The 19,450-nt window shown below is 42.0% G+C and carries 17 protein-coding genes and 2 tRNA genes; 8 read left to right on the top strand and 11 right to left on the bottom strand.

The window, feature by feature from the left end; genetic code table 11:
- Window positions 1–153: 153 nt before the first annotated feature.
- The 4 genes from AB4263_RS07955 to AB4263_RS07940 are packed head-to-tail and all read right to left on the bottom strand — an operon-like array spanning window position 154 to window position 6,588.
- Complete coding sequence (locus tag AB4263_RS07955; protein ID WP_372098038.1) at window positions 154–999, bottom strand: hypothetical protein; 846 nt, start codon at window positions 997–999, stop codon at window positions 154–156.
- The gene (locus AB4263_RS07950) at window positions 996–2,294 is read right to left on the bottom strand and encodes a hypothetical protein (protein ID WP_372098037.1); all 1,299 of its coding nucleotides are present in this window, start codon (window positions 2,292–2,294) and stop codon (window positions 996–998) included. Before AB4263_RS07950 ends, AB4263_RS07955 begins: the two co-directional genes overlap by 4 nt.
- Entirely contained in the window at window positions 2,294–2,932 is a 639-nt protein-coding gene (locus AB4263_RS07945) for a hypothetical protein (RefSeq protein WP_136974917.1), read from the bottom strand. The genes AB4263_RS07950 and AB4263_RS07945 overlap by 1 nt, the downstream gene beginning before the upstream one ends.
- Window positions 2,929–6,588 carry an ATP-binding protein gene (locus AB4263_RS07940; protein ID WP_372098052.1) on the bottom strand — a complete coding sequence of 1,220 codons (3,660 nt, stop codon included), beginning with the start codon at window positions 6,586–6,588 and terminating at the stop codon, window positions 2,929–2,931. The genes AB4263_RS07945 and AB4263_RS07940 overlap by 4 nt, the downstream gene beginning before the upstream one ends.
- Before the next feature lie 221 nt (window positions 6,589–6,809).
- Here AB4263_RS07940 and AB4263_RS07935 point away from each other — a divergent pair, with 221 nt between their 5' ends.
- Window positions 6,810–7,664: a WYL domain-containing protein gene (locus AB4263_RS07935; RefSeq protein ID WP_372098036.1), complete on the top strand. Its 855-nt coding sequence runs from the start codon at window positions 6,810–6,812 to the stop codon at window positions 7,662–7,664.
- A gap of 201 nt (window positions 7,665–7,865) precedes the next feature.
- Here the strand turns inward: AB4263_RS07935 and AB4263_RS07930 are convergent, their stop codons facing one another.
- Window positions 7,866–8,096 (bottom strand): helix-turn-helix transcriptional regulator, encoded by a 231-nt coding sequence (locus AB4263_RS07930; RefSeq protein ID WP_102393890.1) that lies wholly within the window; start codon window positions 8,094–8,096, stop codon window positions 7,866–7,868.
- A gap of 60 nt (window positions 8,097–8,156) precedes the next feature.
- On the opposite strand from AB4263_RS07930, the gene AB4263_RS07925 reads away from it, so the two are divergent.
- Genes AB4263_RS07925 through AB4263_RS07915 form a run of 3 tightly spaced genes read left to right on the top strand, consistent with a single transcriptional unit; the run spans window position 8,157 to window position 9,906 of the window.
- Window positions 8,157–8,393 carry a hypothetical protein gene (locus AB4263_RS07925; RefSeq protein ID WP_102321027.1) on the top strand — a complete coding sequence of 79 codons (237 nt, stop codon included), beginning with the start codon at window positions 8,157–8,159 and terminating at the stop codon, window positions 8,391–8,393.
- The gene (locus AB4263_RS07920) at window positions 8,386–9,597 is read left to right on the top strand and encodes an Arm DNA-binding domain-containing protein (protein WP_372098035.1); all 1,212 of its coding nucleotides are present in this window, start codon (window positions 8,386–8,388) and stop codon (window positions 9,595–9,597) included. The genes AB4263_RS07925 and AB4263_RS07920 overlap by 8 nt, the downstream gene beginning before the upstream one ends.
- Window positions 9,598–9,906, top strand: coding sequence for a hypothetical protein (locus AB4263_RS07915; RefSeq protein WP_102321029.1), 309 nt, complete (start codon window positions 9,598–9,600; stop codon window positions 9,904–9,906).
- 544 nt (window positions 9,907–10,450) lie between these two features.
- On the opposite strand, the gene AB4263_RS07910 is transcribed toward AB4263_RS07915, so the two are convergent.
- A tRNA-Val gene (locus tag AB4263_RS07910) sits at window positions 10,451–10,527 on the bottom strand.
- Window positions 10,528–10,596: 69 nt separating this feature from the next.
- A tRNA-Val gene (locus AB4263_RS07905) sits at window positions 10,597–10,673 on the bottom strand.
- 758 nt (window positions 10,674–11,431) lie between these two features.
- Between AB4263_RS07905 and AB4263_RS07900 the strand changes: the two genes are divergently transcribed.
- Complete coding sequence (locus AB4263_RS07900) at window positions 11,432–12,445, top strand: porin (RefSeq protein ID WP_136979967.1); 1,014 nt, start codon at window positions 11,432–11,434, stop codon at window positions 12,443–12,445.
- A gap of 127 nt (window positions 12,446–12,572) precedes the next feature.
- Here the strand turns inward: AB4263_RS07900 and AB4263_RS07895 are convergent, their stop codons facing one another.
- Complete coding sequence (locus AB4263_RS07895; protein ID WP_017065541.1) at window positions 12,573–13,232, bottom strand: DUF2726 domain-containing protein; 660 nt, start codon at window positions 13,230–13,232, stop codon at window positions 12,573–12,575.
- Between the two features lie 273 nt (window positions 13,233–13,505).
- Between AB4263_RS07895 and AB4263_RS07890 the strand changes: the two genes are divergently transcribed.
- A complete protein-coding gene (locus tag AB4263_RS07890; protein WP_372098034.1) occupies window positions 13,506–13,691 on the top strand; it encodes a hypothetical protein in 186 nt (61 codons plus the stop codon).
- A 135-nt stretch (window positions 13,692–13,826) separates the two neighbouring features.
- Here AB4263_RS07890 and AB4263_RS07885 read toward each other — a convergent pair whose 3' ends face one another.
- On the bottom strand, window positions 13,827–15,785 hold the full coding sequence (locus AB4263_RS07885) for a GGDEF domain-containing protein (protein ID WP_102427817.1): 1,959 nt from the start codon (window positions 15,783–15,785) through the stop codon (window positions 13,827–13,829).
- A 261-nt stretch (window positions 15,786–16,046) separates the two neighbouring features.
- On the opposite strand from AB4263_RS07885, the gene AB4263_RS07880 reads away from it, so the two are divergent.
- Window positions 16,047–17,153 carry a M20/M25/M40 family metallo-hydrolase gene (locus AB4263_RS07880; RefSeq protein ID WP_372098033.1) on the top strand — a complete coding sequence of 369 codons (1,107 nt, stop codon included), beginning with the start codon at window positions 16,047–16,049 and terminating at the stop codon, window positions 17,151–17,153.
- Window positions 17,154–17,261: 108 nt separating this feature from the next.
- Here AB4263_RS07880 and AB4263_RS07875 read toward each other — a convergent pair whose 3' ends face one another.
- Entirely contained in the window at window positions 17,262–17,684 is a 423-nt protein-coding gene (locus AB4263_RS07875) for a DUF3859 domain-containing protein (protein WP_019824122.1), read from the bottom strand.
- Between the two features lie 78 nt (window positions 17,685–17,762).
- Window positions 17,763–18,131, bottom strand: coding sequence for an ATP-binding protein (locus tag AB4263_RS07870; protein ID WP_102333268.1), 369 nt, complete (start codon window positions 18,129–18,131; stop codon window positions 17,763–17,765).
- A gap of 275 nt (window positions 18,132–18,406) precedes the next feature.
- Between AB4263_RS07870 and metA the strand changes: the two genes are divergently transcribed.
- Window positions 18,407–19,348, top strand: a complete 942-nt coding sequence (gene metA, locus AB4263_RS07865) for a homoserine O-succinyltransferase (RefSeq protein WP_017059174.1) — start codon at window positions 18,407–18,409, stop codon at window positions 19,346–19,348.
- The last annotated feature ends 102 nt before the right edge of the window (window positions 19,349–19,450 follow it).

The raw sequence follows: 19,450 nt of genomic DNA, 5'->3' as shown, positions 1-19,450 counted from the left end.
ATTCGTTTAATCTTTATAAATAATTCAGTGGCTAGATTAGCAGCACTTAACAGTCTTGTAGGCACTCTGCATGAGCTTCACAACATTTGATTGATTACCCCAAGGTAAACGTGCCTATCTCCGCACTTACAGGGGAGCTCAACATTTACGTGACTAAATTTGATGTAACCTTACGGCTATTTGATTTGCCATGATTGACTCTTGGGTTATCCCTTTTTCCAATTCAGACATTATGGACTCTAACTTAGGGGGGATAAGTTTTGAGACACGATCCCAGTTTTGGTATTGGTCCGAAAATAGCTCTGATCGGCCATGTTCTTTGAGAGTATCTGTTGATAAATTAGGTAGTAGCATATAAGTCGCTCCCGATGATAAAGCTAAAGAAATACCTTTAGGATCGCTGTCAAACCAAGCTATAAGCTCGACCTCTGGAAAAGCCAACGCAATTTCTTTTGATATTACTCCCGTGTCCTTGTCTCCTCGGTAAACAATAAGAGGATTAGAACCTATGTCGGTTTGTACTAATCTAAACTTAGAGAATGCTTCATAGTTTTCAACAACCACAACTTGGCTGTGTTCAATGCTCGTCAAATGACTTAGAGCTACCTCAATGTTCATGCCCTCTTGTAAGTCATATGATTTGCCATTTATGTTCGTGGACAAAATCCCATAAATTTTAATGACTTTGTCTTTGACAGGCCTTGAGCTTAGCTTCTCGTTTGGAAAGAACTGAGCCATATCCGTTCGAGAATCCGGGATAGAGTCAGTTAGAAGATCAAAGCCTGATTGCTCTTTGATCACCTTCCTAATTTGACGTATATCTCTAGGCGTCAGCTGCAAATTTTCTCCTCTGGCGCTCCCAACACTAAAGTCGCGATGAAAAGTATCAAACACGCCACTCAGCGCTACACTGGCACCTTCATTAACCTTCGCAGGAGAGAACAATTGCTTTAACCTATTTAAATCACTACCCGTTATATCATCAATAATTCTACTCACAGTTTCCTCGCTATAGACACATCTTCTAAGTGAAGGTTGCCGTAACCTATATTGCTACCTTTTGCTAAATAGGTATAAGACCCGATAGGCTCAACGGTGAAGCCTTTGCTATCTTCGGGAAGCATTGAACTATGGAAATTAAGCACGCTAAATAGCCACACGTCTTTAGCGCAAGTGAGCTGATCAAGGTCTTCCGGTAAGTCACTATTGATTTGCTCGTAATACTCCAAAGCGGAAATGCTGGTTTTTCCCTTACCAATAAAGGCTTCAGCAAAAAAGGTATCGCAATGTGAATCAATGTCCGCTTCAATCAGCTCTTGTATTTCAACATCAAGAGTCAATTCTCGGCGCTCAGCTTCTTCAACAACCGGAAGCTCTTCTTGTTCTGCAGGCTGTGCCGTAATTTTTTCAACAATATCAGCCAATTCCGGCTCTTGGTCCATATCATCAGGATTTGGGTGATGCGCAAATTGTAACGGCTCTGAAAGCCAAAACATCGGTATACCATCGTGCTTTGCTACCTCATCAGGCAAAATCAAATCGTCACTTGGTGTCCAGTGTGGCTCTTGATCAATAAACCGATCAAAGGCATTGATCAGGTCCTTATCGCGTTCGCGGTTACGATACTTCAGCATCAAAGCTCGGAGTTGAATTAGGATAGATCCGAGCTCTTGTTGGCAACTACGAATCGCACTGTGCATTTCAGCACAAAACAAGGTGTTGAGCTCGGAGTTATCTCCAGCCATTTCACTCAACAACTTAAAAGAGAAAGCTTTCATGCCACTAACAAGCTTTTCAGCTTGCTCTATAGCAACTTGGTTCTCTTTTTGTTTTTGAGCGAGCGTATGGCCATAGCCAAAGTCATAACTGATACGGTTTCTTAGACGACGACAAGACTCTTGCAAGTCCATTGTGATTTCATAAACGACACCTTCAAGGCTATTAAACCTATCCGCCTCTTGTTCTCTTTTGCCATTTAATTTAGCTTCCAGGTATTCTTGCGCTAAGCTCTGAATTTCTGGAATGCGCTCAGCATGTTGAGTCCCAAGAAATGAACTCGCTTCCGTTTCAAGGAAGTAGTTCATCAATGCTTCCATCTTAGGGTGCACGCGGTAGCCGCGGCTTGTCACGATAACAACACGGGCTTCTTTTAATTTACGTAGGTCATTGGCGTTTTCATGAGTTTCACGTATCGTGCCATTTTCAAAAACATGCGTTAGTGTGTCCTTTGCTTGGCTGATTAAGCGAAGCATGTGGTTAACACCACCATGTTTCCCATTGTTTTGAGGGCTCATCAAAAGTCGAACTCCCCTTGGTTCTCGTTTGCTTTGTTAACTGTCTCAACGATCTTTTCATGCGTATCGATGAAATCGAGCACCTCGTAGACAAAGTCTAATTTTCCCGTCATCACATAGAGTTGGCGCTCTTTGTTTACTAAATGAGCCACCCCTTCTTTAACCAGAAATTCGACAACTACATTGAGTTTATCCGCTGCACTGTCACGCACTTTTTTTCGACTCACTTTTGGAAGTCGATAAATACTATCGAGTTTCTCCATCAAGCTAGGAGACGATTGGATTTGCGCACTCAGCATAGGCACATTTAACTCATCACCACCAACCATCACTGCTTCAACTTGAGCAGCCTCACTGACTGTCGCTACGAACTTAACCACAGGTCGAATGATACCGTGTACATTACTCATCAACGCGGTCACCTGACGACGATTGTGGTCGTCGATACTTTTATAGGTAACATAATAGGCGCTGGTTCTGCTCGTACATTGGAGCTCGCGCCCCATAAGAGTCAACGCTTGATTGATTTCTCGGCGTGTACGATCCTCTTTAAGCGTCTTGTAAGCTTCACGATCCGTTGCTGGGCAGATAAAGCTACCACTAAGTAGAGATTCTAAGACTTGTGATACTGGCTTCATGCTTCTACTCCTGTGCTAGTTTCAGCGGCTTTAGCTAACGCAAGTTTGCTTACTTTAGGTTTGTTGAAAATGTTCTTGTAAGGCGTTAAGTGGTACAGGTACTTGAATAAATTGGCTGTACGGTTATTGCCATCTGGTTGAGCCGCAATAACATTGAAGTTGTGTGCCCCCATCATTTTAAGTAATTTAGCTTGGTTTTCTGCCGTCAGCTTACCAATCTCATCGGTTGGGTAAGTTATGGATAGTCGACTTGCTCCACGTTGTTGCGTCAGTAGTGCTAAATACAACATGGATTGAATGAGCAAGTTCGTACCATTACTGGCCAAATCACGCATATCTTTATCTGTTTTAGCGGTTTTACGCTGGTTGTTCTCGATAACTTCAAATTTGATGTCAAACAGCTCAGTAGGCTTCTTAACTTTCTCGGCACTAATATGGTACGTCAGTGTACTTAACGCATTGAAAAACTCTTTGCTTGGTAGCTCAGCAGATCCCGTTTTATCCCACTCTTCGTAAATCTCAGAGAAGTTAATAATATCTTGCCAACCTTGTAGTTTGGAAAGTGAACTCTCAACATTAATGTCAATAGAACCAACCACAGAGAACGTGTTATTGAGCTTTACTTGTTCAGAGATATTACGACCAAGTTTTTTAATCTCACGGTCGAAACCAAGTAGCCGATGCTTGAAGTCAACGAGCATACGCCCCATGTTAACTGCGCTTTCAATTGTTATGCTGGTCACCTGAGGAATGATGTCATTCATGATGATTTCTAGAATATCAATTCGCTTTGAGTCACTAGCAACAATATCCTCTGTAATGGCGTTTCGGCTGCTTTCATTCCAGAAACGATACAGCTCCCCGTCACCAAGGTTGAGAGTGATAGTTTCCATCTGTTGTATATCTTTTTTACGTAGCTTAGTAAGCCTCTCTAACTCCGGGAGTTTGCTCTCTACATAGCTCAAGAGTGAATTTAAATCGCCGTTATAATCGAGCGCTTCTTGGCTGCCTTCTTCGCCCTCAAACATCACATAGTTAGTTAGGCGAGAGATTGCACTGTCAGCTCGCTGTTTGTGGTTTCTCAAGATAGAGAGCTTCTCATCAAACTCTTTTTTGGTTCGATGAGCTTTGGCTCTCAACTCTTTCAGTTTAGTTTCAAAAGATTCAAACTCTTGATGCACCGTTTCAAGTTCTTTGACCTTAGTATTTCGATCGTCACGTCTCTTAGGATCATCCACTTCATAAACAGCAAGCCATATCTCGTATTCTTTGATTTTATGAGACTTCACTTTTAAGTTTTTGATCTCATTATCAAGCAATTCAATTTCTTCTTTGTAGCGTTGATAGATTTCACCGCTAATACCTTGATCACTCAACCGCTGTTCATACTCCGTTTTGATGCGCTGTTTGTTCTCGCCCAACGTCAGAGTACTTTTTTCCAGTAGTTCATCTATAGCTCCGATCGTGAGATCAAGTGATGATTCAACATTGCTAATTTGAGTAAGCCTGTCGTTGTTTAGCTCTAATTTTGCTTCTTCAAAACGTTCAAGCGTTACTGAGATTTCCCTATCAATCAGGGCTATAGCTTTCTCAATCGATTTGATGTTTATATTAATTTTTTCGACTAAGCCCTCTTTTGCACGGGCAATCTCTATTTTCTTGTTTTTAAGGTTAACCTTAGTTTGTGATAGGTCACCCTCAGCGTTTCGCAGTTCATTGCGTAATCGTGATAACTCAAGCGTTGACTGCTTAACAGCAAAATCATTTTTCAAAATTTGCTTATTGAAATCAGCCTCTGCGTCTTCAAGCTCAACGATACGGTCCATCAAGTGAGCCTGCTCTTCCACATCAGCTTTGTTGGTGACACTACAATCTGCTAGGTTGCTCGTATCGATATATAAATCGTACATTGAACCTGAATCTTCAGTCATTGATGGTGTGAGTGTCGTGTCCATCAAAAGCTCATCGGTGAGAACACGACCAAGTGGAGAGCTTTGCCACCCCTGTCGATTAGCCTCCAGGAACGAGAACAAGGTTCCTGAATCTGGGTCTAATCGGTTACTGACTACTTTTAGCCTGGTTTCGGCATCGCGCATATTTCGACGAGTGGCCTCTAATCTTTCGAGTAGCTTTTCACGTTTAGTTTGTAAGTTGACTCCTTCCTTCTCACTCAAAGTTGTCGTGTGTTTTAACGTGTCTACTTGTTCTTGTAATCTGTCCTTCTCAGACTCCAACTGCTCTCTCTGCTCAATGAGAAACTCATCAATATCTGGGTTCTTTAGTCGCTGCTTTTGAGTAGCGAGTTCAGCCCTATGCTCCATAAGAGCCTGAGATTTATCCGCTGTAAAAATCGTATGGGTTTGGGTCAGTTCCTTTAACTGTGGCTGATATACATCGTCTATCTTGTCTTTTTTAACCTTGCACTCTTTCTCGGCATCAAGTTTTTGCTCTGTTAGGTCAGACTTTTCTTTATTGAACTTACTAACAAGGTTTTGTTTGTCTTTCTCATACTTTGCTTTCGCATCATTTACCTTAGTTTCAAGATCGGCGTAACTTTGTCTTTGTTGTGCCACCCTGTCTTCCATTTCTGGCAATTGCTTTAGCTTAACGGACAGTTCTGGATAACCACTATTTTCGTATGTTATAAGCTTGCTGTGATGTACTTCGATCTCAGAGTTAATACTTGTGATAGAGCGTTGAAGAGCGCTCTTTTGAACCTCTTTATCAAGCTTATCTTGATTAATTTCGCCAATCTGCTTGTCACTGTTTTCAAGAAAATCTGAGCGCTCGATTTCGGTTTTCTTAAGAGATTCATCAAGGCTTTCAGAGGCTTCACGAATGATTGTTAAGGCATTGGCGAGCTGAGTGGTTAGATAGGCAATCTGCTTATTGTTCGCAATAGCTTCAATGAACGCTTCTTTTTTGGCTAGGAACGCTGTTAGGCCGTTGTAGTCATCACACCATTGTTCAATTCTGTTTGCATCCACACCAAACTCTAATGTGCTATTTCCTTGCTCGAGGATATCCAGGAAAAGCGCCTTTGTGTCGGCCATATTGAATTCACCTTGAATCAACGCCGCTGTGATTTTTTCAATGTGACGGACATCATGACGACCAGAGCACAAAGAGTAGCTCAGGAACTGATTGCTCAAATTCCCTGCATTAATATTTTGGATAATTTCGCGGTACTCTTTGACGCTAGTAATACGCGACTCGTATTCTAAGCCGTTAGCGTTCAGCTCCGCGGCCAGCTTTGTACAGCCGATAGCGTAAGGCTTATCTTCGCTGTCTTGTTTAATGATCACTGACTGCTCAAACTGACCTTTAACGAAAAGGTAAACAATGCCACCTTTAGTACTAAGGTTTCGATAACAAATGACATGAGCAACTTGACCACGAGCAGTAATGTACTCGAAAACAATATAACTGTTGTTGTGTGGTAAATACCATTCTGCAAAGGGCTTATTGACATTCGATTTCCTGACGATCTGCGTGCCAGTCGCTCCATAAAAGAACGGAATGAGCCTTAAAAGTGATGTTTTGCCTTCTCCGTTACCGCCAGTGATCTGAGTGGGAGCGTCAAAAGAATACTCAGAAAACATCTTGTTTTTCTGATAAGAATTTATTGCGATAACTTTGGTCAATCCGGCATACATCATCGTATCTATCTCGAGTTATGTTGTTTTTCTTGACTGAAAATCAACCAGTTTGAATTTGTGGCCACTAAATCAGGTTACAGCTTTCAATACCATCGACTCTCTCACAGTAAAGATTCCTGACTTTTCTTGCCCTTGCCAATATCCACAATAAATATATGTACTTTTTCACTACATGTATATACTGTATACATCAACATGTAACATTTATGAGCACGAACATGAATCAAGCAGATATCAAATGGGACCAACAAGTACGATTTCGACTAATTGAGATCATTGCTCTTTGGGAGGGTCGACTGACGACAAATCACCTATGTGATGCTTTTCACATAGGGAGACAACAAGCTTCTAGGGATATCAACAAGTACATTAGCTTAACTGACCAAGGTCAATTGATACTGGATAGAACAATTAAAGGCTATAGGCCAGCAGACAACTTTAAGCCTTTATTTACTCAAGGCACTGCTCATGAGTATCTACTTATGCTTCATCAGCAATATAACCAAGAAGAGACCTTCGAGTTCTTTAATTGGGGGGAAGCTCAATCGACCGTATTGAACGTTCCTGAAAGGGCTATATCACCAAGCATTGTTCGAGGATTAATTGCGGCAGCAAGGGCTAACCTTCGCGTCGATATTGACTATGTATCGCTCTCTACACCTGAGGTTCGAGGTCGAATTATTGCGCCTCACAGCTTAGTCTATGATGGGATCAGGTGGCATGTAAGAGCATATTGTGAAGAGAAAAATGAATTTCGAGATTTCGTGTTAAGTCGCTTTAGGAACGAACCTGACTTAATGGATAAGTCACCAAAAATGCGAGAACATGATGACAACTGGAACCATCAAGTTAAGTTAATGATTACACCTAACCCTTACTTGTCTGAGCAACAACAAGTTGTTGTTGCTGACGACTACGCTATGAAAAACAAGAAGATGGAAATAGTAACTCGTGGAGCTTTAGTCAGTTATTACTTGCGACGTATGGGCGTCATACAAGACCAAAAGCTGCTAAAAGAACAACCAGAAGCCTATCAATTGACTGCTCACTTTGACGAAAGTCTACCTAGATAAATCAAGGTTCGTTCGAGACAACCCGATAAGATTGGTGATGTTCTAGATGGAACATTATCTGTCTACTCGAAACTAGGGCTGACTGTATTTATGGTGTAAAGATCCATGAATAAACGCTCCTTGCTGAATGCTTTAAAACAGCAGCCTACACCTATTGTAAAGTGACGACTAAAAACACCCTACATTTCACTCGATAAGTTTTTAGCTAATATTCCTTTTCTGATACCAAATAACCTCTGACACATCACAATCAAAGTACTGACACAAGGCATCAAGAGTTTTTGTGGTTGTAGTGTACCCTTCATCTCGGATCATTTTCGCCATGGCCGAACGCTGAATACCTATTTCGGCAGCAATTTGAGCTCCAGAGATCTTCCGTCCCTCTTCCGCTGATTTTTTATCTATAAGTTCCTTTAAGTTATATCTAATCACACATCAATTCCTAAAAGATATAATAATGTGTCTTGATAAAACACAAACAATGGAGGTCAAATGGACCAATTATTACTTACAGCAAAAGAGCTTGCAGGTCGTATCAAATTTAGCGCCAACTATATCAATTCGACTCTGCGAGATTCAATTTTCATCGAAGGTAAACACTACATTCGACCATTCAATGGTAGAAAAATTCTCTACATTTGGGAAGAGGTAGAGGCAGAATTATACCAATCTGCATCACGTAACCTTCAGTATATTCCAATGGCTGGCGGGAGGGTGTGTCATGGGTAGTATCAATTCACGTAGCGGTAAGCTCTATCTCGACTTCCGATATGAAGGTATGCGTTGCCGTGAGCAAACTGCACTGCCTGCAACTCAAGTAAACCAACGCAAGCTACAGAAACTGCTAAATCAAATTGAAGCCGACATTCGCCTGAGTTGTTTTGTATATAGTGAGTACTTCCCTGAGTCTAAGAAAGCTCAAACATTTTTGAAACAAGACATCCAAGCTCAAAAACGCAAACAGGAATTACTTGGTAATTACAAAACGGCAGTACAAGGGCTACAAGGAATTGAAACTGTCTTGTTCGAAAGCTTCGCACAGGAGTGGTACGACGAAAACGAAGTGCGTTGGAAAGAAAGCTATAAGGACAGTATGAAGATCTACTTATGGTCGTACCTTGTACCTCACTTCGGGCATTTAGACGTCGCGAAGATCTCTCGACCTGACATCTTAAAGTACCGTGCTTCTTTAGTGAAACCGCGTAACAACGGCAAAAAATTATCTGCCGAGTTCATTAATCATGTCATGACACCACTGCGCATGATTTTGAGCGAAGCCGGAGATCGCTATGATTTTCGTTCGACGTTTGAAAACATCAAACCACTACGTGTTGAACGCACTAATGTAAACCCGTTTGATTTTAACGAAGTGAACTTGTTTTTATCATCGGTACGTTCCGATTTTAAAGATTACTTCACCGTTCGTTTCTTCACCGGAATGCGCACCTCAGAGATCGATGGTCTGAAATGGAAGTACGTAGATTTTGAGCGTGGTTTAATTTCAGTTCGAGAAACGTTTGTACACGGCCGTTCAGACACAACGAAAACGGTGGGTTCAACAAGAGACATTCAAATGTCATCTGTTGTACTTAAAGCTATAAAATCCCAATACAAAGTGACTGGTACTAAGGAGTATGTGTTCTGCAATGCAGCTGGAAACCCTTTAGATAAAGGTAACGTCAGAGACCGAATCTGGAAGCCGACACTTAAAAACTTGGGAATGGAATATCGCCGCCCTTATGAGACTCGACATACGGCTGCAACATTATGGTTAGCAGCCGGAGAAGCACCTGAGTGGATAGCTAGCCAAATGGGCCATACCACTACAAAAATGCTGTTCACAGTTTACAGCCGATATATACCAAACCTAACCAGGCAAGACGGCAGTGCTTTTGAAAAGTTATTAGATGCTAATTTAAATGGAGGAAAGTAAATGGCTTATTCACCTCTAGCTATTCACTGCACCAGTTTGTGCTGTGACATTCTTCAGGCTCAGCGTTTTCAGAAAATCTCTCATCAAGATATTGATTGGCTATACGATGAAATTTACGAACTTATCAAGCAACGTACTGAACTGTGGCCAGATAAATTCCATCATGAACATGTCTTTATTGATTCAGTCACGCGCGGTGTACTAAAAGCACTACATCTATGTAAAGACAAGCCAAATAATCGAGATGCCAGTTGGCTGTTGATTGCAATGCAATCACGGATCAGTTTTTCTTTGAAGCAATTGCATTAATGAGAGCTACTCAAAAAAGAGCCAAATGAACCCATGTTTATTTGGCTCTTTTCTATTTCCCATTTTTGAACATTTCCATACTCTGCTTGAATCTACCCTCACCTACAACTGGCGCCTAGTTCACCTTGAAATAACTCATCAGCCATCACCCGTTAACAAGAACACTATAATTTGTTTCACACCCACTTCACTGGCCGCACAAAGTTAACGTTGATAACTTGAGCCTAAGTTCTATAGTAGTTTTGCATTAACCGTAGTGCTGGACCCTTCAAACCGCACCAGACTCAGATTAACGAGAGCATTCTTTTTAAAAATGTGCTGATGACTATTTCTTAAATGTTCTGTTACTCCAAACTGTAGATGCTTAGAAGGTTGTCACAGCATGGTCACCACGCGGTCACAAATCGAGTTTGAGAGATATGAGTCACTTAGCCCATCCAATAATTATTCAACGGGGAGGCAGACAAGAATGATGCTATTTAAGGTACTTTCCAGAAACGCAGACACAAAAAAGCCCACACTAGGTGGGCTCTTTCGTATAATGTGGTGCCCGCTACTGGACTCGAACCAGTGACACCTTGCATGTCATGCAAGTACTCTAACCAACTGAGCTAAGCGGGCGATGTTCTAATTTCTTATTACTACCATTGTGACAAACTCAATAGTTATGCAATAAAAACAAATAAGGAATGGTGCGTCCGAGTGAACTCGAATCACCGACCCCCGCCATGTCAAGGCGGTACTCTAACCAACTGAGCTACGGACGCATTCCCTTAGAACGCCAATGATGATATCTATGATAAACAGATGGTGCAAGTATTAACTGGCATCTTGCGATTCGTTTGCTCACTTTGCAATCAAAGACATAACAACATGTCGATTTTACACCCAGATTATCGTCAAACCGCTGAAAAACAAAGTTTAGTTAGAAAAAATTCTAATCCTTGATGACAACCAATTAACTAACCTAATGTGTTCAATTTGGGATTTTTGTTGTCTATACCGTTTTTCTTGGCCTTTACAGTAACCATACAGGTATAGATCAATGCCTATATTTAGTGTCAAAAATTTTGCTTGCCCATTGGGTTACCGTAGTATTTTGATCATTATAAGTGAAAGGCACGCAGAGGCTTTGTAACTCACTGAAATACATCATTCATAAAAATCACCACGATTTTGTAATCGTCGTCATCGAATTACTAGGCCGCAATGACTAAATTCGGATTTTTCATATAAAGTGGCCGGGTTATTACCAACATACATAAATACGATAGCACTCTATAGTCGAAAAACATCAGCTACAATTAATCTCCCTCAAGAGCAACAATCTATAAGCAATTCAAAACCCAACCCCACACATCATAGCTATTTTGAATACATACAGCACAGTAATACATAATGAAATTTGCATAATGGTAAAGCGCGCCTATATTCATAACCTGTAGGAATCAATAATCTGAATTCAATGCTATACGTGAATTTATGGTTTACGATAAATACAAGTGTGAAAAATAGGGAATAAATTATGAAAAAATCACATATCGCCATTGCAGTGGTGAGCATACTATCGACATCTGCCGTATCGGCGGCGACCATTTATGAGACAGATGAAACAGTATTCAATATCGGCGGCCGCGCAGAAGTTCGAGGGAATTTCTCTGATGCGAATAAAAGTGCTGGTAATAGTAGCACCTATAGTGATAGATCACGTGTCCGCTTAAGTGTCGATGGCACACAAAAAGCGTCGGACGATGTTTCCTTTTTTGGGAAATATGAATTCGAACTAACAGAGTCTGAAGATGGCGCATCAGATGATATCGGCATTAACACTCGATTCTTATATACGGGTGTTCAAACCAATCACGGTAACGTCTATTATGGCCACCAAAATAATGCCGTTACCTACTTAACCGATTGGACGGATATGGCTGAAACCTTCAGCGGCTATATCAATGAATACACGGTGTCGACTGCTGATCGAGCAAAAAATGTTTTACGTTATGAACTGACAAGCGACAACATCACCTTTCAAATTGATGGCAATTTCAATTCAGATAGTGAATCAGCACAAAGTGACGGCTTCGGTGCAGTTGTCGCCGGCAGCACTTCGATTGGGTTAGATATTGGCGTCGGTTATGCGTCAAGTGATGAAACCTATGGCGTTGGGACAGATACAGAAACTTCTGATGCCTATATTGGTGCGGTTAAGTACACCAACGATCAGGGGGTTTGGTTCGCCGCACTCTATCAATTTGGTAGTATTTCAGGTCTAGGCGTAAAAGATTCAGACTACGATTCTGCCGATGCTTACTTGGGATACTCGTTTGGTGCCAACACCGTCAACCTGACCTACAGCTACTTTGAAGCTGACGATATTGCAGATTACGACATTAACTTTATCGGTCTAGAATACGCACGTTATATTGGCGATGTGGCCTTCTTTGGTAGTTATAAGTTTAACATGTTAGACGAGGGCGAAGGTGGGCAAGGCGATAACGACGAAGATGAGCTACAGCTCGGTATGCGTTACGCGTTTTAGTCTAAACCAATCCACTTAATATTAGTAAAGCCGAGCATAATCAATGCTCGGCTTTTTAGTTTGTATAACTTATTCGTATCTAAGCGATTGAATGGAGTCCAACCGGATGCATTACTATCGATACCAACTATTCTTCAACATCGAATACAACGTTGTAGTTTTCGGTATAGGTGCAGTTTGGCTGGCGGCTACAAGTGAAGAAGCGTCGGCCTTTGTAATCGCCTTGGCTTGCCAGTTTGATGATCATTGGGCTACCACACTTCTTACAAAATCGCACTTCTTTTGATGGCTCGATTAAATCGATGTGTGCTGCCAGTAACCTCTTCAAACGGCTCACTTGGTAGCTGTGTTTAATAGATGCACCAATCAGAGGTAAACCTGCCGATTTACACACGTGAATTAGTAGCTTTTCGCGATCGACTTTCCCTTTATTGAGCTCTTTGCCGTTATCAAGTTCGATAATAACGCGGGGCTCTAGCGTTCGCGGGTCGCAAACAACAAAGTCGAAGTAACTACGTGAGATCTTGTTGTTGGCGATAAACCAATTCTTCTTATTGTTCGTCTTAGCAGGAACAAGTACGTTCGACATGCTGACTTTAGCAAACACTTCCCCATGGTTGCCCACAGCTGATTTTAGCGCATTATAGAATGTCGCCTGTTGCGCCGACATCAACGCGCCTTTCTTCTGATAAGCGTGGTCTTTGGTGTCATCGTGTTTCACCACATACTTTTGAATAAAGTAAAAGAACACAACCAGAACAATTACAACGATAAAGATATTAGTCATTTTCCAACACAATCAAGTCTGTATAGGGATTAAGAGAGTAGCTAGCGTATGTAGAAAAGCATCACCTGGCAAGCAAAAGAGCGAGAGTCGCCAACCAGAATCACGACCTTTGAGCGCAGTGCCCAACGAGAGGTCGCTCCTTCGCTAGACACACCTCTCTTATTTTGATAATTAAATCATCAATTACACTCTAGATTGATTTAGATCAATTTACCTAGATTTGTGATCAACTAGTCTGAAAAACGTTAGGCAAATGTTAATAAGGAAATTGATATGGAACTTAAACAAGACCCAAGATGTTATACCGACGTATGTGTAGATGGTAAATGGTTCCACTATGACCACTGCGGAACCCAAGCCTACATGTTAAAGGGAGGAGCTTCGGCTGTGATTGAACTCGCTAGCGAACCAGCGACAGAAGGCGAATTGGTTGAAATGCTTCAAGGTGCCGCTAAGTAACCCACCAAGCCAAATCACAGTATGAATTAAGCGAATAAGAGTAAATAGCCGTATTAGTTCAGATAAGCACTCTTATTCGCTTAGTTATTGAAGTTCAGGTTTCTTGATTGCAGGGGATTAACTAAGTTTAGGAACTCAAATGATAACGACTTTATTGCGCCCTGACTGCTTAGCTTGATACAAAGCATCGTCTGCCGATTTCAAGTGTTTCTTATAGGTACGGCTATTCAACTGTTGCTCCGTTAGATGAGTCGTCGCACCAATCGATGTGGTTAATTCTAATGGGCCAGAATGCGTTTCAATCGCTCGGTCAGCGATCGCTTGCCTTATAAGCTTAAGCTCTTTATTAGGATCTTGATTCCCAGCCAGCAACAAAACAAACTCTTCCCCACCCCATCTTGCCACTACATCGTTTGTTGATAAGATTTTCTCTAAACGCTTAGCGACTTCCACCAGCACTTGGTCACCAATATCATGCCCATAAGTGTCATTAACTTGTTTGAAGCGGTCTAAATCTAGAATAGCGAGCGTATACCCAAACGACGACAAATGATGTGGCATCGGCTGAGTTAACCGTTGCTCTAAGTAACGCCTATTGTATAAGCCTGTCAGTTCGCATCTTGTTGATTGCTTAAGTAGTTCTTTGTTGGTCTTCTGGATCGAGCGTAACCTTATCAATAGTAACGTGGCGCTTATCATCACCATGATACCCAAAGCGACGACGATTCGATTCCGTAATTGCTGCTTATCTAATGTCAGCTCACCCAACTCTTTTTCTGCGTTAAGCAGTTCGTTTTCTTGAGCTAATGATGCCGTAGCGAAATCTTGCTCGAGTAAAAAGATATCACTCTGGCGCTTGTCAAATAGCAGCGCTTTATTACCCTTGTAATAGAGCTTGAAGTAGCGAAGTGCGTTCTCGCTGTCGCCTCTTGAATCATAGTATTCAGCAAGTGTTCTTAAGCCGAGGACCTTCCAGCTGCGAGTCCCCACAACATCGAACATTGCAGACGATCGCTTTAGATCAGCAAAAACAAAATTATCTCGGTTCAAACCAATGTTCGCTAAGGCTCTATTTAGGTAACACTGCCCCAATTGAAGTGTGTATTTGTCCACGCCTGGGTATCTAAGACACAAGTTTGCGACTTGTCGTGCTGACTCAAAGTTCTTTTCCGCCAACAACACATCACTCTCTGCTTTTAATAGGATGATTTTGTATCGTTCACTCACGTTATCGCCATTTAGCTTAGCCGCACTTTGATATGCTTCTCGGCCTTTGACTAAATCACCACTGCGCAGATAAGCAAAAGACTCATTCACATGCAGCACGCCGATGGTAGACGCTTCGAGTAGTCCACTCTTGTAATAGAGCTTTTTGGCTCTTTTAATCAGCTTGAGCGCTTTAGGCCAGTCTTCCAAATAGATATAAAGCAGTGCCATATTTGACACTAACTTGCTGTTGTAGATGTGATGAGGGTACTTCTTACCAAGGTCTAAACCTTTATGGAAAAAGTATTGAGCTTCAGGAAAGTCATTGCGGATGTTGTTGATGACACCAGCCGTGTTATAGGCCTTAATCAACAACTCTTCATAGTGGAGCGATTCTGCGATATCTATCGCAGCTCTGATTTGGATTTCAGATTCCGCTAGCTCACCCGTACTGATGTATTCGATCGCTAATTCAACGAGAGATTGGGCCTTTAACCAACCCATATGTTCGTGTTGTGCGAGTGCTTTAATCTGCCTGACGTATTCGGAAACCGCTTTGGTATCCAACTTATGTTGCGCGAGGTTCGACAAAATCATCAATTCGTAAGCACGATAGATGGCTTTATCTTGGTCTGGGAACTTGGCTTGGAGAGCCTCAAGTTGTAGGGAAGCTAAATTAGGGTCACCACGAGATACATCGAGAATATCGATCAACGCAGATCCATATTGAGAGAGTGATAACTCTTTCTCTGGACTATAAACACTCGGGTTTTCAGGGCGAATATGCTTTAAATCGTCGTCATAAGTTGGATAGAGCAAATACAGCCCCAGCACAATACTCATCAGCACCACGAAAAGGAATGAACCTAACACATTGTTTCTATTCATTTATCAGGGCCATTATTGATTGAATTCCAATTTTATTGACGTTTTTTTAAGAGCGGTCAAACATTATACCCGACAGATATACAGATTAAAATCCTGCGCACTGGTGGATCTGAATTGGGTTTTTCTCATTAATTAGAATAATCAGGCAACTTTCTTGATTTAACTCAGACAATCATCTACCTCATTGGCGTTATAGTGATTTTCCTGTTCCTACCTCCGCGGCTTCTTTTTGAACAAGCGGAAGCATAATGAGAATTAACAATGACCCAAATTAATGAACAACGTCTTGTAGAACATTTCTGCGATCTAGTGAAAATTGATAGTGAATCTCGTAACGAAAAAGCGATTGCTGAAGCTTTGGCTGAGCAACTCGGTGAACTAGGTTTTGAAGTTCACAAACTGGCGGTTCCTGAAGAAGTGTCTAATGGTTTCAACATCTACGCTCGTCTAGATGGCACTCTTCCAGGTAGCACAGTGTTCAGCTGCCACATGGACACAGTAACGCCAGGCATCGGCATTGAGCCAATCCTCGAAGACGGTATCATCCGTTCAAAAGGCAACACAATTCTAGGTGGTGACGACAAGTCTGGTATCGCAGCTATCATGGAAGCGGTTCGTTGCATTAAAGCTGAAGGACAAGAGCACAAAACTATCGAGATTGCATTTACTGTATTCGAAGAAGGCGGTCTGTTCGGCTCTTTGAACTTCGATATGTCTTACATTCAATCTGAGCACGCAATCGTACTTGATACAGGCGGTCCAATTGGCACTATCGTAAACGCAGCGCCTGGCCAGCAGAAGATTGTTGCTAAAATCAAAGGTCGCCCTGCTCACGCTGGTTTAGCACCAGAAGAAGGCATCAGCGCAATTCAAGTTGCTGCAGACGCTATCACTAAGATGAACCTACTTCGTATCGATGAAGAAACGACAGCAAACGTTGGTATTGTTGAAGGTGGTCAAGCAACTAACATCGTAATGCCAGAGCTTAAAGTCGTGGCTGAAGCACGTTCTCTAAACGGCGAAAAGCTAACGGCTCAAGTTGAACATATGATCTCTACATTCCAAGAAAGTGCTAAGCAGTTCGGCGCTGAAGTAGAAATCGAATCAACTCGTGCTTACGATGCATTCGTTATTGCAGACGATCATCCGCACATTCTTTCTATCAAATCGGCGTTTGAGAAGCTTGGCGTCACAGCGAACACTAAACGCACTGGCGGCGGTAGCGATGCAAACAACTTCAACGCAAAAGGCCTGACAACAGTTAACCTTTCTACTGGTATGGCGAAAGTTCACACCACTGAAGAGTACATTGCAGTGAAAGACATGGTCGCAATCACTGAGTTTGTTGTGGCTTACGTAACGCAATAATCGAATCCATTAGTTAGGTAGTCACTTCTATCTAGCACAATGAAAAAAGCCGAGACATCATCACGATGCTCGGCTTTTTGTTGTTTAGGTGAACATAGAAGGTCGAATCTAAAACCCTCTACGCTTCCAGAATTGGCCTTCGTCTTTTGCTACTAGGTCGAATGTCTTGTCGGCGATGATGTTGCCTTTTAGCTCAACCGTCATGCGCCACTTTCCTAGCTTGTTCGAGACAGGAGCCCAGATAGTGTCACCTAAGTAGAAATCCCAGTCATTGTTACCGACATACTCCTCACCATCAAACGGTTCGAGCACTTCACCTTTGTCTGTGGTGATGTTTGGGTGATAAATGCAGTAACGGATCTTCTCACCTTTGGCTTTTTTGATATTCAGGATATAGCCAAACTCTACGTCGATTTCAGCATCAACGGTGGTGGTGAACTCTTGGATTTTTGGAAGATCTTTAGATTTTGAATCCCATGTGGAATAGATACCATAAGAAGTCATGTCGACCACAACAGAGCGCTTTGCCATTTCAATCGTTACCTTGAAGTTGTTCTATTAATTTAATTCTATTTGCCATTCAGCCACGCAAGCAGAAGAAGAACGAGGCTATTCTTGCCAGTCTTTCGCCATACGCTTAATTACTGAAGGTTCAATGTCGTGAATAGTGCCATATTGCTCTCGGCACACTTCGATAATTAATTCTGCTTTATATTTGAGTGCAAGTTGGCGGTAGGCTTTCATTTCCCAATGCTTAATAAAGGTATTTGAAACAACCACATCAAACCCTTGCTTTAAGCCGTTTTCAGCTGTGTTTTGACACCACTCATGAGCTTGTCGCAGCTGCCTAGGATCAAAATGGTACTCACCTTGCTCATTCACATAATACATATCGGCTTCGACATGCAATGCATCGTAGGTTTTTGCTTTTGTTGATTTGCCAGAACCGGGCAACCCTCGAATGAGTATTAACTTCATCTGTCACTTTACAGGCTAATTTGAAAACATGAGTTTATCGTAAATAGTAACGAGTTGCTCTGATAACTGCCTCTGCTCAGCATACGAAAACCAAGTACTTACACACGACTCAGACAATCACTGAATACAATGAGACTCCCCTCGAAGCGCGTGGATTGCCTCTGATAGAAAACACAAATAATTTACATCTATCCATTTTGCATATCGACAAGCGTATCAAACTACTATAGATTTAGATGTATAGACGTCTACATATCTAGCTTAGGGAGAAAGCTGTGCCTATTCGCATTCCAGACCAATTGCCAGCATCCGATGTTCTTCGTGAAGAAAACATCTTCGTTATGCCGTTATCAAGAGCATCGACACAGGAAATTCGTCCACTTCGAGTCTTGATCCTCAACCTAATGCCGAAGAAGATTGAAACTGAAACTCAATTTTTACGCCTACTATCGAACAGCCCATTGCAAGTGGATGTAGAGCTGCTGCGCATTGATGATCGACCAAGTAAAAACACACCGACTGAACACCTTGATAACTTTTATCGCCAATTTGAAATGGTCAAAGGCAGAAACTTTGATGGATTGATCATCACTGGTGCGCCGCTTGGCTTGGTTCAATTTGAAGATGTGATCTACTGGGACCATCTGAAAACCATCATGGAATGGGCAAACAAGCACGTTACTTCAACTCTATACGTGTGTTGGGCAGCTCAGGCTGGTTTGAAATTACTCTATGATTTGCCAAAACGCACTCGAAAAGAGAAGCTGTCTGGTGTTTACAACCACGAGATACATAACCCATACCACCCTATTTTACGTGGCTTCGACGATACATTCTTGGCTCCGCACTCTCGCTATGCGGACTTCTCTCAAGAGTACTTAGCGGAACATACTGACCTTGATGTTCTTGCGACTTCTGATGTTGCGGGCGTATACCTAGCGGCGACCAAAGATAAACGAAACGTGTTTGTAACGGGTCACCCTGAGTACGACTCTCACACACTTCACAATGAGTACATTCGTGATTTGGGTGAAGGCATGGAGCCTGTGATACCAATCAACTACTACCCGAATAACAATCCAGACAACAAACCGGTTGCAAGCTGGCGCAGCCACGGACACTTGTTGTTCTCAAACTGGCTAAACTACTGCGTTTACCAACAAACGCCTTACGATCTGGATCATTTCAGCGAAGACAACTTTACCAAAGACGATTAAGTTCTTTCTTCCGATTCACAAACACATAAACCGTGTTCAGTATGTTGTTGATAAAACGATGAATTGGACGCGGTTTTTTTATGGTGTGTGGGTCGCATTCCA

The organism is Vibrio sp. 10N.261.55.C5, from assembly GCF_041470505.1.
Taxonomy (GTDB): domain Bacteria; phylum Pseudomonadota; class Gammaproteobacteria; order Enterobacterales; family Vibrionaceae; genus Vibrio; species Vibrio crassostreae_C.
Note: the sequence above shows the minus strand (reverse complement) of the source record. Positions and strands in the feature narration are given on the sequence as shown.

Excerpts from the sequence above, each read along its gene's own strand:
- AB4263_RS07950 (WP_372098037.1), bottom strand. The coding sequence starts at position 2,294 with ATGAGCCCTCAAAACAATGGGAAACATGGTGGTGTTAACCACATGCTT.
- AB4263_RS07945 (WP_136974917.1), bottom strand. The coding sequence starts at position 2,932 with ATGAAGCCAGTATCACAAGTCTTAGAATCTCTACTTAGTGGTAGCTTT.
- AB4263_RS07940 (WP_372098052.1), bottom strand. The coding sequence starts at position 6,588 with ATGTATGCCGGATTGACCAAAGTTATCGCAATAAATTCTTATCAGAAA.
- AB4263_RS07935 (WP_372098036.1), top strand. The coding sequence starts at position 6,810 with ATGAATCAAGCAGATATCAAATGGGACCAACAAGTACGATTTCGACTA.
- AB4263_RS07925 (WP_102321027.1), top strand. The coding sequence starts at position 8,157 with ATGGACCAATTATTACTTACAGCAAAAGAGCTTGCAGGTCGTATCAAA.
- AB4263_RS07920 (WP_372098035.1), top strand. The coding sequence starts at position 8,386 with ATGGGTAGTATCAATTCACGTAGCGGTAAGCTCTATCTCGACTTCCGA.
- AB4263_RS07915 (WP_102321029.1), top strand. The coding sequence starts at position 9,598 with ATGGCTTATTCACCTCTAGCTATTCACTGCACCAGTTTGTGCTGTGAC.
- AB4263_RS07900 (WP_136979967.1), top strand. The coding sequence starts at position 11,432 with ATGAAAAAATCACATATCGCCATTGCAGTGGTGAGCATACTATCGACA.
- AB4263_RS07895 (WP_017065541.1), bottom strand. The coding sequence starts at position 13,232 with ATGACTAATATCTTTATCGTTGTAATTGTTCTGGTTGTGTTCTTTTAC.
- AB4263_RS07890 (WP_372098034.1), top strand. The coding sequence starts at position 13,506 with ATGGAACTTAAACAAGACCCAAGATGTTATACCGACGTATGTGTAGAT.
- AB4263_RS07885 (WP_102427817.1), bottom strand. The coding sequence starts at position 15,785 with ATGAATAGAAACAATGTGTTAGGTTCATTCCTTTTCGTGGTGCTGATG.
- AB4263_RS07880 (WP_372098033.1), top strand. The coding sequence starts at position 16,047 with ATGACCCAAATTAATGAACAACGTCTTGTAGAACATTTCTGCGATCTA.
- AB4263_RS07875 (WP_019824122.1), bottom strand. The coding sequence starts at position 17,684 with ATGGCAAAGCGCTCTGTTGTGGTCGACATGACTTCTTATGGTATCTAT.
- AB4263_RS07870 (WP_102333268.1), bottom strand. The coding sequence starts at position 18,131 with ATGAAGTTAATACTCATTCGAGGGTTGCCCGGTTCTGGCAAATCAACA.